13 protein-coding genes are annotated in these 14,475 nt (G+C 69.8%); 10 read left to right on the forward strand and 3 right to left on the reverse strand.

Annotated features, from left to right (window positions below; all coding sequences use genetic code 11):
* The first annotated feature begins 66 nt into the window (after positions 1 to 66).
* Positions 67 to 1,266 carry a pyridoxal phosphate-dependent aminotransferase gene (locus tag E3T37_RS06705; RefSeq protein WP_134366031.1) on the forward strand — a complete coding sequence of 400 codons (1,200 nt, stop codon included), beginning with the start codon at positions 67 to 69 and terminating at the stop codon, positions 1,264 to 1,266.
* Positions 1,267 to 1,826: 560 nt separating this feature from the next.
* On the opposite strand, the gene E3T37_RS06710 is transcribed toward E3T37_RS06705, so the two are convergent.
* A complete protein-coding gene (locus E3T37_RS06710; RefSeq protein WP_134366032.1) occupies positions 1,827 to 2,900 on the reverse strand; it encodes an alkene reductase in 1,074 nt (357 codons plus the stop codon).
* A gap of 211 nt (positions 2,901 to 3,111) precedes the next feature.
* On the opposite strand from E3T37_RS06710, the gene E3T37_RS06715 reads away from it, so the two are divergent.
* Positions 3,112 to 4,119 carry an alpha/beta fold hydrolase gene (locus E3T37_RS06715; RefSeq protein WP_134366033.1) on the forward strand — a complete coding sequence of 336 codons (1,008 nt, stop codon included), beginning with the start codon at positions 3,112 to 3,114 and terminating at the stop codon, positions 4,117 to 4,119.
* A gap of 41 nt (positions 4,120 to 4,160) precedes the next feature.
* On the opposite strand, the gene E3T37_RS06720 is transcribed toward E3T37_RS06715, so the two are convergent.
* A complete protein-coding gene (locus E3T37_RS06720; protein ID WP_134366034.1) occupies positions 4,161 to 4,379 on the reverse strand; it encodes a hypothetical protein in 219 nt (72 codons plus the stop codon).
* A gap of 271 nt (positions 4,380 to 4,650) precedes the next feature.
* Between E3T37_RS06720 and E3T37_RS06725 the strand changes: the two genes are divergently transcribed.
* The gene (locus tag E3T37_RS06725) at positions 4,651 to 5,055 is read left to right on the forward strand and encodes an ATP-dependent DNA ligase (protein ID WP_241975895.1); all 405 of its coding nucleotides are present in this window, start codon (positions 4,651 to 4,653) and stop codon (positions 5,053 to 5,055) included.
* Here E3T37_RS06725 and E3T37_RS06730 read toward each other — a convergent pair.
* The gene (locus E3T37_RS06730) at positions 5,052 to 5,879 is read right to left on the reverse strand and encodes a carbon-nitrogen hydrolase family protein (RefSeq protein ID WP_134366035.1); all 828 of its coding nucleotides are present in this window, start codon (positions 5,877 to 5,879) and stop codon (positions 5,052 to 5,054) included. The two genes, E3T37_RS06725 and E3T37_RS06730, sit on opposite strands and share 4 nt — an antisense overlap.
* 252 nt (positions 5,880 to 6,131) lie before the next feature.
* Here E3T37_RS06730 and E3T37_RS06735 point away from each other — a divergent pair, with 252 nt between their 5' ends.
* From E3T37_RS06735 to E3T37_RS06765, 7 genes are all read left to right on the forward strand, one after another.
* Complete coding sequence (locus E3T37_RS06735) at positions 6,132 to 7,598, forward strand: glycosyltransferase family 39 protein (protein WP_134366036.1); 1,467 nt, start codon at positions 6,132 to 6,134, stop codon at positions 7,596 to 7,598.
* Positions 7,599 to 7,602: 4 nt separating this feature from the next.
* Complete coding sequence (locus E3T37_RS06740) at positions 7,603 to 8,370, forward strand: polyprenol monophosphomannose synthase (protein ID WP_134366037.1); 768 nt, start codon at positions 7,603 to 7,605, stop codon at positions 8,368 to 8,370.
* An 82-nt stretch (positions 8,371 to 8,452) separates the two neighbouring features.
* On the forward strand, positions 8,453 to 9,145 hold the full coding sequence (locus tag E3T37_RS06745; RefSeq protein ID WP_134366038.1) for an NUDIX domain-containing protein: 693 nt from the start codon (positions 8,453 to 8,455) through the stop codon (positions 9,143 to 9,145).
* Between the two features lie 65 nt (positions 9,146 to 9,210).
* Positions 9,211 to 10,551 carry a quinolinate synthase NadA gene (gene nadA / locus E3T37_RS06750; protein ID WP_134366039.1) on the forward strand — a complete coding sequence of 447 codons (1,341 nt, stop codon included), beginning with the start codon at positions 9,211 to 9,213 and terminating at the stop codon, positions 10,549 to 10,551.
* A 1-nt stretch (position 10,552) separates the two neighbouring features.
* Complete coding sequence (gene nadB, locus E3T37_RS06755) at positions 10,553 to 12,265, forward strand: L-aspartate oxidase (RefSeq protein ID WP_134366040.1); 1,713 nt, start codon at positions 10,553 to 10,555, stop codon at positions 12,263 to 12,265.
* Complete coding sequence (nadC, locus tag E3T37_RS06760; protein ID WP_134366041.1) at positions 12,259 to 13,119, forward strand: carboxylating nicotinate-nucleotide diphosphorylase; 861 nt, start codon at positions 12,259 to 12,261, stop codon at positions 13,117 to 13,119. The genes nadB and nadC overlap by 7 nt, the downstream gene beginning before the upstream one ends.
* Before the next feature lie 11 nt (positions 13,120 to 13,130).
* Entirely contained in the window at positions 13,131 to 14,276 is a 1,146-nt protein-coding gene (locus E3T37_RS06765; RefSeq protein ID WP_134366042.1) for a cysteine desulfurase family protein, read from the forward strand.
* The last annotated feature ends 199 nt before the right edge of the window (positions 14,277 to 14,475 follow it).

Below are 14,475 nucleotides of genomic sequence, written 5' to 3' on the forward strand. Positions count from 1 at the left end.
TTCCCGCTCGAACTGTCCACAGGGAGCGCGGGGCATGTCGTAGCTTGTAGGGATGCAGGTGACTCGATGACGATTACCGGCGCCTGGCGGCGAACCGCCGACGGAGCGGGGCTGCTCGGCGCGGACGGTACCGTCGCGGCCAGTATCTTCGCGGAGATGAGCGCGCTCGCGATGCGCACGGGTGCGATCAACCTGGGCCAGGGGTTCCCCGACGAGGATGGCCCGCCCGAGGTACTCGAGGCGGCACGCCAGGCGATTTCCGACGGCGTCAACCAGTACCCGCCGGGAAGGGGACTGCCCGTGCTCCGCGAGGCCATCTCGCGCCACCAACAGCGCTTCTACGGCCTGTCGGCCGATCCGGAGACCGAGGTCCTCGTGACCGCGGGCGCCACCGAAGCCCTCGCCGCCACGATCCTCGCCCTGATCGAGCCCGGCGACGAGGTCGTCACCCTGGAGCCTTTCTATGACGCATACGGTGGCCTGATCGCCCTGGGCGGCGGCGTCCATCGCACCGTGCGGCTGCGCTCCCCCGAGTTCCAGCCCGACCTGGACGAGCTCCGCGCCGCGATCACCGACAAGACGCGACTGATCATCGTCAACAACCCGCACAACCCCACCGGAACCGTACTTCCTATCGAAACGCTGGCGCTCATCGTCGAGCTGGCGCACCGGCACGACGCGCTCATCGTGACCGACGAGGTCTACGAGCACCTCACGTTCGGGGTCGCGCACGTTCCGGTCGCGACACTGCCCGGAGCGAGCGAACGCACCATCACGATATCCTCCGGGGGTAAGACGTTCAACACGACCGGCTGGAAGATCGGCTGGCTGAGCGCACCGGCGCCTCTGGTGACCGCAATCCTCGCCGTGAAACAGTTCCTCACCTACGTCAACGGGGCGCCGTTCCAGCCGGCGATCGCGCGGGGCCTGGACCTGCCCGACAGCTTCTTCACCGGCATCGCCGCCGACCTCGAAGCCAAGCGGGACGTGCTCGAGGTCGGGCTGACGACCGCCGGCTTCACCGTCAGCCGCCCGCAGGGCTCGTATTTCATCGTGGCGGATGCCGCACCGCTCGGCTACCCGGACGGCGCCGAGTTCTGCCGGATCCTACCGGCGCTCGCCGGCGTCGTCGCGGTGCCGATCGCCGCCTTCTGTTCACCCGCGAACCGGGCAGATTACGCCTCCCTGGTGCGGTTCGCTTACTGCAAGAAGGTGGACGTGCTCGAGCGCGCGGCCGGCCGGCTGGCGGGCATCAGCAGCCGGTAGCGAACGGGTCGCGGGCAGATGCCTCGCCCGGCCCTTGCATAACTCCTGCAGATCGTGAGGGCGCAGCATCCGCCGCCCCGGGATTCCGGGGCTGGACGGCGAGCGTCTCAGAAATTGCAGGAGTTATGCGCGACTGGGCCGCGACAGTGGACCCGAATGTTGTGGCCGCGGGGACACCCCCCGGCCCATTGCCCGCCACCCCTCGTGGCCAACTCAGGAAAAACCCGAGCTCCGGGCACCCGTCGCCCCGCGTTTCCGGGGGCGTGCCCGGCATCCGACCCGAATCTCCTGAGTTAACCACCGCGGCGGCACGATTCACAACCGGGGAGGCCGGTGCCGGGAGGGGCAGGTGGCATAACTCCTGCAGATCGTGGGGGCGCAGCATCCGCCGCCCCGGGAATCCGGGGCTGGACGGCGAGCGTCTCAGAAATTGCAGGAGTTATGCACGATCAGACCCGGGGTGGGGGAAGCACCGGGCAGCACCGGGCAGCACCGGGCGGGGAAGCACCGGGCAGCACCGGGCGGGGAAGCACCGGGCGGGGAAGGCTAGTGCTGGAGGGCTAGTGATGGAGGGCCGGGTAGTCCGTGTAGCCGGCGGCGCCCGCACCGTAGAAGGTGAGCGGGTCCGGGGCGTTCAGGGGCAGGTCGTTCAGCCAACGCCGCACCAGATCCGGGTTGGCGATGACGGCGCGGCCGACGACGACGGCATCCGCCTGGTCATCCGCGATGACCGCCATGGCCTCCTCGCGGGTGGTGATTCCGCCGAAGCCGCTGTTGACGAGGAGCGGTCCGCCGAAGCGGGTGCGAAGTTCCCGCACCAGCTGGCCGGCCGGCTCCTTGTGCAGCACGCTCAGGTAGGCGAGGTTCAGCGGCGCGAGGCCGTCGACCAGTGCGCCGTAGGTGGCCAGGACATCCGCCGGGTCGGTTTCGAGGGCATCCTGGATGTTGTGCTCCGGGGACACGCGGATGCCCACCCGACCCGCTCCGATCGCTTCGGCAACCGCGGTGACGACCTCGATCACGAAGCGGACCCGGTTGGCCGGGGAGCCGCCGTAGACGTCGTCGCGCTGGTTCGAGGCCGGCGACAGGAATTCGTGCAGCAGGTAGCCGTTGGCGGAGTGGATCTCGACGCCGTCGAGGCCGGCGGCGATCGCGTTCCGGGAGGCCTGGACGAAGTCGGCGACCACGCCGGCGAGCTCGTCGGCGGTCAGGGCGTGCGGCACGGGATACGGGTGCTTGCCGTCGTAGGTGCGCGTCTCCCCCTCGATCGCGATCGCGCTGGGGGCGACGACCTCGCGGCCGCCGTTGGTGCCCTCATGGGTGACCCGCCCGGCGTGCATGACCTGGGCGACCAGGCGGCCGCCGGCGGAATGCACCGCGTCGGCCACGTTCTTCCAGCCCTCGATCTGCTCCGGGGTGACCAGGCCGGGCTGACCGGGGAAACCCTGGCCGGCATGGCTGGGGTAGGTGCCCTCGGTCACGATCAGGCCGAGGGTCGCGCGCTGCCGGTAGTGCTCCACGACGAGCGGGCCGGGCACGCCCTCGATGCCCGAACGCACCCGGGTCAGGGGCGCCATGACGAGGCGGTTGGGCAGTTCCAGGTCACCGAGGGTGAGCGGGGAGAAAAGATTCACGTGAATAGCTCTTTCTGTCGGACAAGTGCCGTCGGGCGGCGCGTGCGCGGCCGTGGACATCGGGAAGCAGGTTCCCTCTTCGCGCAACGGCACGCACCGACGGGGTATTCCGGCGAGGACGGATGGTCTGTCAATACACAGCCTCGGATCGGGCCAGCCCACGGCGGGAGAGCGCCCAATCCGCCGGCCCGGTCCGCACCGAACCACCGTCATGAGCCTCCTGGAGCGGTCCGCGCCGACATCCACCGCACCTGCCCGGCACAGCCCGGACGGATACTTCCCGTTCCCCCTCAGCCGGGACGCACGCGCATTCGGGCTGACGACGAGCGCGATGCGGCTGGGATCGGGAACGGTGTCGGTCAGGCACGGACGCCGCACCGACAGCGACACGGCCACCATCCTGCTGCACGGCGCGGCGGGTTCCTGGACCACCTGGACGCCGCTCCTGGCCGCAGCGGATTCGGCGAATCCGGCACATCCTGCGAGCGCCGCTCTGACGGACCTGATCATCCCCGACCTGCCCGGCTGGGGCGACTCAGCACTGCCGGCCGGCGTGTCCGCCACCGGTAAGTCCGCCACCATCGAGTCGGCCGCGGCCGCGGTCGCCGAGGTCGCTCGGGCGCTCGGCTACCGGTCCTGGACCGTGATCGGCCACTCCCTGGGTGGATTCGTCGCCCTCGAACTCGCGGCGAGCGAGCCACGCTCGACGAGTTTTGTCGGCCTGGTCTCCCCGGCGTCCTTCTCCGTCATCGACACCGTTCGGCATCCGGTGAGCTCGGCCGCGGTGCTGCCCGGATTCGGAGCGCTGCTCCCGGTCATGCGCGGGCTCGCCCGGCTCGGCCGGGCCGGGTCAGATCCGGTCGGCGCTCTGCACCGCCGGGGCCTGCTCCGCCCGCTCGCGGCGCCCCTGTTCCGTCACCCGGGGCGTGTGCCCGAGAGCGTCATCGACGCCCTCGCGACGGAACTGCGCCCGAACGCCTTCGCGGCGGCATCCGCTCGGGCCGGCCGCTACGACGCCTCGATCTGGTCCCGGATCGAGTGCCCCGTGCGCGCCAGCCAGGGTGACGCCGATGTGTTCGTGGGTGAGACGGATGCCGACCGGCTGCGGGCCGTCATCCGTGACTTCAGCCTCTGCACGGAGCCCGACACCGGCCATTTCGGGCACATGGAGCGTCCGTTCCAGACCCTTGCCCACGTGTTCACCTCGCACCGCGACTGATGGGAGCGCGACTGAACCGAGCGCGACTGAACCGTTCTCGTTCAGGCGTGTTCTCGAAGAGACTTCTCGACCGCCGCCAGCCGGGCGTCGATGGAGTCCAGCCGGTCCAGGACCTGCCGGTTGAGGGCCGCGTTCTCGAGCCCGGCCGTGCCCTCCTCACCACCATGCTTGTTCTTGAGATAAATCGCGTACATGGCCACGGTGATCCCGCCGATTATCGCAATCAGCGGGATGGAGTAGACCCAGTTGAACGTGTCCATTGCGTTTTCCGCCTTCCCTGACTCGGTGCAGATCACTGCCGGTCAGGACGGTACGACGGACCAGCGCGCCTGTCCCTGGCATTGTGCGGCGAAACGGGCAGAAGGAACATGTCCCACCGGAGTCGAGGACGGCCCCCGTTTCGACCCCACCGGCAATTCTCTTGTCAAGAGGAGGCAAAGCGGCCAAACTGAAGTCACTACCCGGGGCTGCGAAACGGATCCTTCACGCTCCAGGGTCCGGGGCAAGCGCAACCGATTGAGAGCGAAATCCATGGGCTCCTTGACGTATGACAGAGTCACGGTCGAATTCGACGACCGGATTTTGGCGCATCTCCAAATCGTGATCGTGCAGAAGCTCCGCCGCGGTGAGAGCTTCCTGCTCTCCTGGCGGAACGCCGCCGAGGCGGGAGACGGGCGAAGCTCCGCGTGGCTGCACCCCGCCATCCCCCTGTATTTCAAGTTCTCGGGTGGCCAGCCGCCCAGCATCAACCCGCTCTGGCTCGCCCAGCTCACCCGGTCAGCGAACAGCTCGCAGGGACTCGTCGCCACCGGCGAGGAGAGGGCCATGGCCGACCCGGAGCGACCAGACCGCCCCGAACGCACCCACCGCCCGGATCAGAAATTCACCGTGCGGGCCGCTCCGGCCTCCCAGGACACGATCGCCACCGAAAGCTAACGCGGCACCACCGCGAAGCGGCGCAGCTCGACCGCGGGGTTGAGGGCGCGAACGGCCCGAACCCGCCCCGGCGCCGCCCAGGCGACCGCGACATCCGTCGTCTCGCCGATCGTGACCAGTTCCACTCCCATGGGATCCACGACCATGCTGTTGCCGGCCCCCACCGGCGGCGCGTGGTCGGCCGCAGCCACGTAGACCGTGTTTTCCAGGGCGCGCGCGGTGACCAGGGTGCGCCAGTGCGCCTCCTTGAGCGGCCCCCGCACCCACTCGGCCGGCACCAGCACCAGGTCGGCCCCGGCGTCCACCAGGCGCCGGGTGACCTCAGGGAAACGGATGTCGTAACACGTCTGCAGTCCCGCGCGGAGCCCGCCCACGTCGAAGGTTTCGGGCTCCTCCACCGTGCCGGGCAGCACCCAGCGCGATTCCTGGTCGCCGAACGCATCGTAGAGGTGGAGCTTGCGGTACTTAGCGACCAGGGCACCGGCCGGATCCAGGGCCACGATGGTGTTGGAGAAACGACTGGTGTCGGTGGTCGATTCCAGCATCCCGGCCACGACATGAATGCCGAGCTCCCGGGCGATCCCGGCCAGTTGCATCACGAACGGCCCGTCCAGCGGCTGGGCTGCCGCCACGAACGAGGGCCCCATGACGGGTTCGAAGAACGCGGAGTATTCGGGGAACACGATCAGGCGGGCACCGCGGGCGACCGCCGTCCTCGCCAGCTCACGCATCGCGGCGACGTTGATGCCCGAGTCGGGGCCGGGGGCGAACTGGGCGACGGCCACACCGAAAGCGGCACCGCTCGACACGTCAGGATCGATCATGGCGCCAGCCTAGCGGTCGGGCTCCGCCGCATCACGTCTGTCCGGGGGTCTGCACAGTCGGGGAGTCTGCACAGTCGGGGAGTCGGCACAGTCTGGGAGTCAGCACAGACCGGCGTGCCCCGACTGGTGAGGTCGAAAAAGCTGGCCTAACGTGAACGCGTGTCCTTCCTGTCTGTTGTCCCCCGGCTGCTTCGCCCAAACCAATCAGCCCTGGCACTGCGGCGAACCCGGAGTCCTTGGCTGAGATACGGCTTGCCCGCGCTGCTCGGGACGCTCGGTTTCCTCGTGCCCTTCGCCGGATCCTGGCGACCTTCGTACTGGGGTGACGAAGCGGCCAGCGTGATGTCGGCCGAGCGATCGATCCCGAAACTGGTGGCGATGCTGGGCAACGTCGACGCCGTGCACGGCGCCTACTACCTGGGCCTGCATTTCTGGATCGAGCTGTTCGGGGCATCCGAGCTGTCCACCCGGCTACCCAGCGCCATCGCCGTCGGCGTTGCGACCGCCGGAACCTTCGTTCTGGCGCGTCGCCTCGTCTCCACCTCGGTCGCGACGGTTTCGGCTCTGGTCTTCCTGATGCTCCCCCGCGTGACGAACATGGGTGCCGAGGCCCGATCCGCGGCCATCGCCACGGCCGTTGTGGTCTGGCTGGCGGTCCTGCTGCTGCACATCCTGCGCACGAGCAGAACCAGCACCACGGCCACGCGCATCGGGCTGTGGGCCGGCTACTCCGCGCTGCTCGCCCTGGGGATCTACCTGTTCCTCTACGTCCTGCTCCTGATCCCGGTGTTCGCCCTCTTCGTCTGGCTGTGGACGCCCTGGCGGCCGGACCGCCGGGCGCGCATCAGGTCCTGGGCGCTGGCCAGCACCGCCGGCGTCGCCCTGGCCACCCCCGTGATCATCGAGGCGCTGAACCAGCGGGAGCAGATCGCCTTCATCGGCCGCCGGCCGCCGACCTCGGTGCTGACGGCGGCGGTGAACCAGTGGTTCGGCAATCCGTCGCTGGCGATCGCCGCGTGGGCTCTGGTCCTGCTGGCGGTCGTTCTGGTGTACGCCGGTCGCGGGCGGCTGGCCGCCACTGCGCAAGACCGCGCCGCCCTCTCGGTGGCCCTGGCCTGGATGCTCGTTCCGAGCGCCACCCTGCTCATCGGCACGCAACTGATCTCCCCGATGTACTCGATGCGCTACCTGTCGATCTGCACGCCGGCCGTCGCGATCGCCGTGGGTCTCGGCATCGCACGGCTCCGGCCCTTCTGGGCTCAGACCGGGGTGCTGATGCTGATCGCACTGCTCATGGCGCCGACCTATGTCGCCCAGCGCGGCCCGTTCGGCAAGAACGAGGGCAGCGACTGGCGCCAGGCCGCCGCCGTCGTGCAGGCGGGCGCCCTGCCCGGAGACGCGGTCGTGTTCGACGAGAGCGTGCGGCCCTCCCGCAAGCCCCGCCTGGCCCTGCACCTCTACCCCGCAGCCTTCCAGGGCCTGCGCGACATCACCCTGTCCCGCCCGTTCGACGCGACTCCGGGGCTCTGGGACCTGACGGTGCCGCTGGACTGGGTCACCGAAAGACTCACCGGCACCGACCGGGTCTGGGTGCTGCAGTACCTGGGCAGCGGCCAGAACACGTCGGGGACCGACATCCGCACCCTGCAGAGTCTTGGCTTCACGGTCATGGCGACCACGACCGTCAACCGCACCCTCATCATCGAACTGGCAAGGTAGCAACATGCCCCACACCCTGGTCGTCATCCCGACCTACAACGAACGCGACAACATCCTCTCGATCGTCGGCCGCGTTCGAGCGAGCGTTCCCGACGCGGACGTGCTCGTCGTCGACGATGCGTCGCCGGACGGGACCGGACAGCTGGCCGATTCCCTGGCCGTCGGCGACATCCAGGTGCACGTGTTGCACCGATCCAGCAAGGACGGTCTGGGCGCCGCGTATCTGGAGGCTTTCACCTGGGGGCTGTCCCGCGGCTATGACCAGCTGGTGCAGCTCGACGCGGACGGATCGCACCTGCCCGAACAACTGCCCGCACTGCTTGAGGCCGCGAAGTCGGCCGACGTGGTGATGGGCTCCCGCTGGATTCCCGGCGGGAAGGTTCAGAACTGGCCCTGGCACCGGCGGCTGCTGTCCCGCGGAGGGTCCGTCTATTCGCGGATCCTGCTGCGGCTGAAGCAGAGTGACGTGACCGGCGGATATCGCGTCTACAGCGCCCGCGCACTCGAACGGATGAAGCTCTCGAGCGTGGAGAGCCTGGGGTACTGCTTCCAGATCGACATGCTGTTGCACGCCGTCCGGGCCCGGTTGAAGGTGACGGAGGTTCCCATCACTTTTGTCGAACGCACTCTCGGCGCATCGAAAATGAGCGGCCCTATCGTGATCGAAGCGATGTTCCGGGTCACCATCTGGGGTTTCACCGGCAAGAGCGCCGGGCACCTTACGGCTCCGGCGACGTCCGCCCCGCACCTCGGCGGCGGCCCCACTGGGTAAAGGTTGTGAGTTCTGGTCAGGATGACTATAAGATGGTACCACCAGTTAGAGTCAGATTGACTTTTACTGAGGGGAAGACGCGATGACCGGACAGCTTCAGGCGGCACTTGCCGTGTCAACGGTCATCTTCACGCTCAGGCCGGATCCCGCGTCCGACCTTTCGACGCTGTGGCTTCCTCTGGTGCGTCGCACCCGCGAGCCGCACCTCGGCCAGTGGGCACTGCCCGGCGGGGACCTTCCGGCCGACGAGGAACTGGCCGCCGCCGCCGCCCGAACCCTGCGCGAGACCACGGGACTGACTCCCAAGTACCTGGAGCAGCTGTACACCTTCGGCGACCCGGGTCGCTCCCCCGGAGGCCGGGTCGTCTCGGTCGTCTATTGGGCGCTGGTGGAGACCGGCGAGGCCGCCCTTGCGGTCGTGGGCGAGAACGTGCAGTGGTTCCCGGCCGACCGGCTCCCGCCCCTCGCGTTCGACCACAACCGTATCGTGGAATATGCCCTCTGGCGCCTCCGCACCAAAGTCGAGTACTCCCGGATCGCGCACGCCTTCCTCGGCGAGACCTTCACCCTGGCGCAGCTGCGCGATGTGCACGAAGCCGTGCTGCAGAAGGCCCTCGACCCGGCCAACTTCCGCCGCACCATCGAGTCGTCCGGCACCGTCGTCGACACCGGCCAGCGTGTGGCGGGAGTGCCGCACCGCCCGCCGCGGCTCTACCGCTACAACGATTCCGTCAACGCGACCGACCTGGGGCCGTTCGGGCCCGCGATCGGCTGAACCGTGACCCCTGCCGAGTTTTGTTTTTCCGAGTACCGCTTTTCTGAACACCGAGGAGTAACAGCATGACCATTGCATCGGTTGACCGCACCATCCGGCTCATCAAAACGGGGGCGGCCGCCGGCAGCACCTGCAGCCCCGACCTCGCCGCCGGCCCGTGGGAGTTCGATTCCGGAACGCCGGGCTACGGTCCGGGGTCATCCATGGGTGACGTGCTTCCGACCGGGTCACCGCGCCAGGGTGCCCTGCCGGAGCGGTACCGACTCGCGACGACCGAGGAACTGGGCGAGCGCATCCGTGCCGCCAAGGAGACGCTCGGCGACCGGGTCGTCGTGCTCGGGCACTTCTATCAGCGGGACGAGGTGCTCCAGCACGCCGACTTCGTGGGCGACTCCTTCCAGCTGGCCCAGGCCACGAAGAGCCGGCCGGACGCCGAGGCGATCATCTTCTGCGGCGTTCACTTCATGGCGGAGACCGCCGACCTGCTCTCCACGCCCGATCAGGCCGTCATCCTGCCCAACCTCGCCGCCGGCTGCTCGATGGCCGACATGGCTGACATCGACTCCGTCACGGACTGCTGGGAACAGCTCGAGGACCTGTACGGCACCGAGCCGGATGCCGACGGCCGGGTGCCGGTGATCCCGGTCACCTACATGAATTCCTCCGCCGCGCTCAAGGCCTTCTGCGGTGAGCACGGCGGCATCGTCTGCACCTCCTCCAACGCGGAGACCGTGCTGGAGTGGGCGTTCGCGCGAGGCCGCCGCGTCTTGTTCTTCCCCGACCAGCACCTCGGCCGGAACACCGCCAAAGCGATGGGCATCCCTCTCGAGCACATGCCGATGTGGAATCCGCGCAAGCCCCTCGGCGGCAGCACCGCCGACGAACTGGGCGACGCGGAGGTCATCCTGTGGCACGGTTTCTGCAGCGTGCACAAACGCTTCACGGTTGACCAGATCACCGCCGCACGGCTGGAGCACCCCGACGTGCGCGTGATCGTGCATCCGGAGTGCCCGATGGCCGTCGTCGACGCAGCGGACGAATACGGCTCCACCGACTACATCAAGAAGGCCATCGAGGCCGCCCCGGCCGGCTCGACCTTCGCCATCGGCACCGAGATCAACCTGGTGCAGCGCCTGGCCGCAGAGCACCCCGAGCACACGATCTTCTGCCTCGACCCGGTGATCTGCCCCTGCTCCACGATGTACCGCATCCACTCCGGCTACCTCGCCTGGGTGCTCGAGGCTCTCGTCGGCACCGCGGAGCAGCCGGCGGAGGTGGTCAACCGCATCACGGTCGACCAGAAGGTCGCCGGCCACGCCCGTGTGGCACTCGAACGGATGCTCGCGGCCAGGCCGCCCGCCGCTCTCCCCGCCGGCTCGACCAGCTCCACCGGCACAGGCGCCTGACATGACCCGCGTGCTCGTGGTCGGCAGCGGACTGGCAGGGCTGATCGCCGCGGTCCGGGCGACGGATGCCGGCCACCGGGTGACACTCGTCACCAAGGCCGGGCTGCCCGAGAGCAACACCCGCTACGCCCAGGGCGGGATCGCCGCCGCCATGTTCTCCGACGACTCCGTCGACTCGCACTACCTCGACACGATCAGGGCCGGGGCCGGCCTGTGCGACCCGGTCGCCGTGCGCGTGCTCTGCTCGGAGGGACCGGCCCGCGTGCGCGACCTGATCAGGTTCGGGGTGGACTTCGACCGCGACGAGTCCGGCGTCACGCGCGGGCTGGAGGCGGCCCACTCGCGGTCCCGCGTGCTGCATGCCGGCGGAGACGCCACCGGCGCCGCCATCCAGGCCGCCCTCGTGGCGACCGTGCACGAGCGCGCGGCTCGGACCCGCTCCCTCCGGGAGTCCGGCGCCGCGACACAGGGCGGCCTGAGCATCCGGGAACACACCATGCTCACCGACCTGACGGTGCAGGACGGCCGGGTCACCGGAGCCGTGCTGCTCGGACCGGACGGGGACCTGCGCACCACGCGGGCCGACAACGTGATCCTGGCCACCGGCGGCGCCGGCGCGCTGTATCCGCACACCACCAACCCGTCCGTGGCCACCGGCGACGGCGTGGCGGCAGCCTGGCGGGCCGGAGCCGTCGTCGCCGACCTGGAGTTCTACCAGTTCCATCCCACGGCTCTGGCCGTGCCGGGCACTCCCCTGGTCTCCGAGGCGGTTCGGGGCGAGGGCGCCGTGCTGCGCAACATCCACGGCCACCGATTCATGCAGGGCGTCCACCCCGGCGCCGAACTGGCCCCACGCGACATCGTGGCCCGCGGCATCGCCCGTGAAATGGCGCGCCAGAACGGCGCACCCGTGCTGCTGGACGCCACCGCCCTCGGCCGTGACCTGCTTGAACGGCGCTTCCCGACCATCACCGCGGCGTGCCGCGACGCCGGCCTGGACTGGGCCGCCCTGCCGATCCCGGTCGCCCCGGCAGCGCACTACTGGATGGGTGGCGTGCACACCGACATCTGGGGACGCAGCTCCCTGCCCGGACTCTTCGCCGTCGGCGAGGTCGCCCGCACCGGGGCCCATGGTGCCAATCGTCTGGCCTCGAATTCGCTGCTGGAGGCGGCCGTGTTCGCCGACCGCGCCGTGCGCGCCCTGCGGCTTCCCTCGGACGGGCCGGTCCACTCGGGGTGGACGGACTCACCCGGGAGGGTCCTGGCCGCCTCAACCATCACCACGAGCGCGACACCCGCGAACGCCACCGCTGTCGACCGGTCCGACGTGCAGCGCCTGATGTGGGAGAGCGCCGGAGTCCTCCGCAGCGGAGAGGGCCTCGCCGCCGCATCCGTGGCCCTGGCCGGGTGGAGAATGAAGCCCGAGCAGCCCGCCGACGTCAATATGCACGTTCGGGCATACGAGGATGCGAACCTGCTCGACCTGGCCAGGGCGACCGTGGCCGCCGCCCTCGCCCGCGAGGAATCGCGTGGCGCGCACCACCGTTCCGACTTCCCCGACAGCCGCCCCGAACTGGCGCGGACCGTGCTCTGGCGCCGAGGCGGCGGCGACCCCGGCACCGGAATGCACGCCGGGCTGCACGATGCAGGCGCGATGCAGAGCACCACGAACCTGGACCACCCCACCGAGGCCGAGGAGGCCATTGCATGCTGACCGTGAACGCCATCGAAACCGTCGTGCGGGCCGCGCTCGAGGAGGACGCCCCGTGGGGGGACCTGACTTCTCAGGTGCTCATCCCGGCCGAGGCGGACGGGGCCGCCCAGCTCGTCGCCCGGGAATCCGGGGTCTTCAGCGGCGGTGCCGTCTTCGCGGCGGCCTTCCGGCTCACCGACCCGCGCATCGTGGTGCGGCTGCTGGTCGCCGACGGCGCCGCCTTCGCTGCCGGGGACGCGCTCGCGGAGGTGTCCGGGTCCGCCCGGGCCATCCTTCAGGCCGAACGCATCGGCCTTAACTTCGTGCAGCGGATGAGCGGAATCGCCACCCTGACGGCACTCTATGTGGCCGAGACCACCGGTACCCGGGCCCGCATCGTCGACACACGCAAGACGACCCCCGGACTGCGTGCCCTGGAGCGCCACGCCGTGCGGGACGGCGGCGGCCACAACCACCGATTCAGCCTCTCCGACGCCGTCATGGCCAAGGACAACCACCTCGCCGTGCTCACCTCCGGCGGCCTCAACCTGACCGAAGCGCTCCTGCGCGTGCGCGACCGCATCTCCCACACCACGCACCTGGAGGTGGAAGTGGACCGGATCGACCAGATCGAGCCGGTTCTGGCCGCCAACGTGGACACGATCATGCTCGACAACTTCTCACCCGACGACCTTCGCGAGGGCGTGCGCATCACGGCCGGCCGCGCCCTGGTCGAGGCCAGCGGCGGCGTCAACCTGGACACCGTGCGCGGCATCGCCGAGACCGGGGTCGACATCATCTCGGTCGGCGCCATCACCCACAGCGTGCGCTCGCTCGACCTCGGCCTCGACGTCGTGATCCTGACCGAGGGCTGACCGGGACCGACGTGATCTACCTCGACAACGCCGCGACGACCCCCGTGCGCCGGGAGGTGCTCGAGGTGCTCTGGCAGCAGCTCGCGGGCAGTTTCGGCAATCCGTCGAGCCACCACCAGGTCGGCGAGGCCGCCGCAGCCGCGCTGGCCGATGCCCGTGCCCAGATCGCGAGCGTGCTCGGCTGTCGCCCGGCCGAGATCGTGTTCACGACCGGCGGCACGGAGTCGGACAACCTCGCGGTGAAGGGAATCGCCCTCGGCGCGCCGCGCGGCCGCCACATCGTCACGTCGGCCGTCGAGCACGAGGCGGTGCTCGAGTCCTGCGATTTCCTGAAGCGGGTGCACGGCTTCGAGATCACACTGGTGGCCCCGGATGCCGCCGGTCGCATCGATCCGGCCCAGCTCCACGCCGCGATCCGCGCCGACACCACCCTGGTGTCGATCCAGTACGCGAACAACGAAGTCGGCACCGTCCAGCACGTCGCCGCCCTCGCGGCCATAGCCCGGGCGGCAGGCGTGCCCTTCCACACCGACGCCGTGCAGGCGGCCGGATGGCTGGACCTCGGCGTGCGGACACTCGGAGTCGACGCACTGAGCCTCTCCGGTCACAAAATCGGCGCCCCTCCCGGAGTCGGGGCGCTCTTCCTGCGCCGAGGCCTCCCGATCGAACCCGTGCTCCACGGCGGCGGACAGGAACGCGGCCGCCGCAGCGGCACCGAGAACGTGGCCGGTGCCCTCGGCCTGGCGACGGCGCTGCGTCTGGCCGACCGGGAACGGGCGGAGGCCGCGCCGCGGGTCGCCGCCTTGCGCGACGCCTTCATCGCCACGGTGCTCACCGGCACCCCGTCCGCCCGGCTGACCGGGCACCCCACCGAGCGCCTCCCCGGGACCGCGTCCTTCGTGTTCCCGGGCACCAGCGGCGAGGCGGTGCTGCTCGAGCTCGAGCAGCGCGGGATCGTCTGTTCGAGCGGCTCGGCCTGCGCGGCGGGAAGCGACGAGGCGTCCCACGTCCTGACCGCGATGGGCCTGCCCGAGGACAAAGCCCGGACCGCCGTGCGCTTCACCCTCGCGGCCACGACCACAGCCGATGACGCACGGCGCGCCGCCGCATCCGTTCAGCCCGCCGTGGACGCAGTTCGGGACCTCGGGCGCCGCTGAGCGCGCCCGGCATCGCCCCGACCCTCTACTGCGCGTGCGTACGCGCGCGTAATGTCCTTAGCGAGGCTAAATAAACAGGATTTGCTGTTGCCCCGCAAAAAAGGCCGCGACCAGCCAAAATGATTCGGCGGCCCCGGCGGCGCAGGTCAGAATCGGCATCTCCAGCATGCGACGCAGCGTGCGGAGTCGTAGAGTTGTG

The organism is Cryobacterium sp. TMT2-10 (assembly GCF_004403075.1).
In the GTDB taxonomy this organism is placed as follows: domain Bacteria; phylum Actinomycetota; class Actinomycetes; order Actinomycetales; family Microbacteriaceae; genus Cryobacterium; species Cryobacterium shii.

Excerpts from the sequence above, each read along its gene's own strand:
- E3T37_RS06720 (WP_134366034.1), bottom strand. The coding sequence starts at position 4,379 with ATGGACACGTTCAACTGGGTCTACTCCATCCCGCTGATTGCGATAATC.
- E3T37_RS06730 (WP_134366035.1), bottom strand. The coding sequence starts at position 5,879 with ATGATCGATCCTGACGTGTCGAGCGGTGCCGCTTTCGGTGTGGCCGTC.
- E3T37_RS06715 (WP_134366033.1), top strand. The coding sequence starts at position 3,112 with ATGAGCCTCCTGGAGCGGTCCGCGCCGACATCCACCGCACCTGCCCGG.
- E3T37_RS06745 (WP_134366038.1), top strand. The coding sequence starts at position 8,453 with ATGACCGGACAGCTTCAGGCGGCACTTGCCGTGTCAACGGTCATCTTC.
- nadC (WP_134366041.1), top strand. The coding sequence starts at position 12,259 with ATGCTGACCGTGAACGCCATCGAAACCGTCGTGCGGGCCGCGCTCGAG.
- E3T37_RS06705 (WP_134366031.1), top strand. The coding sequence starts at position 67 with ATGACGATTACCGGCGCCTGGCGGCGAACCGCCGACGGAGCGGGGCTG.
- E3T37_RS06725 (WP_241975895.1), top strand. The coding sequence starts at position 4,651 with ATGGGCTCCTTGACGTATGACAGAGTCACGGTCGAATTCGACGACCGG.
- nadA (WP_134366039.1), top strand. The coding sequence starts at position 9,211 with ATGACCATTGCATCGGTTGACCGCACCATCCGGCTCATCAAAACGGGG.
- nadB (WP_134366040.1), top strand. The coding sequence starts at position 10,553 with ATGACCCGCGTGCTCGTGGTCGGCAGCGGACTGGCAGGGCTGATCGCC.
- E3T37_RS06740 (WP_134366037.1), top strand. The coding sequence starts at position 7,603 with ATGCCCCACACCCTGGTCGTCATCCCGACCTACAACGAACGCGACAAC.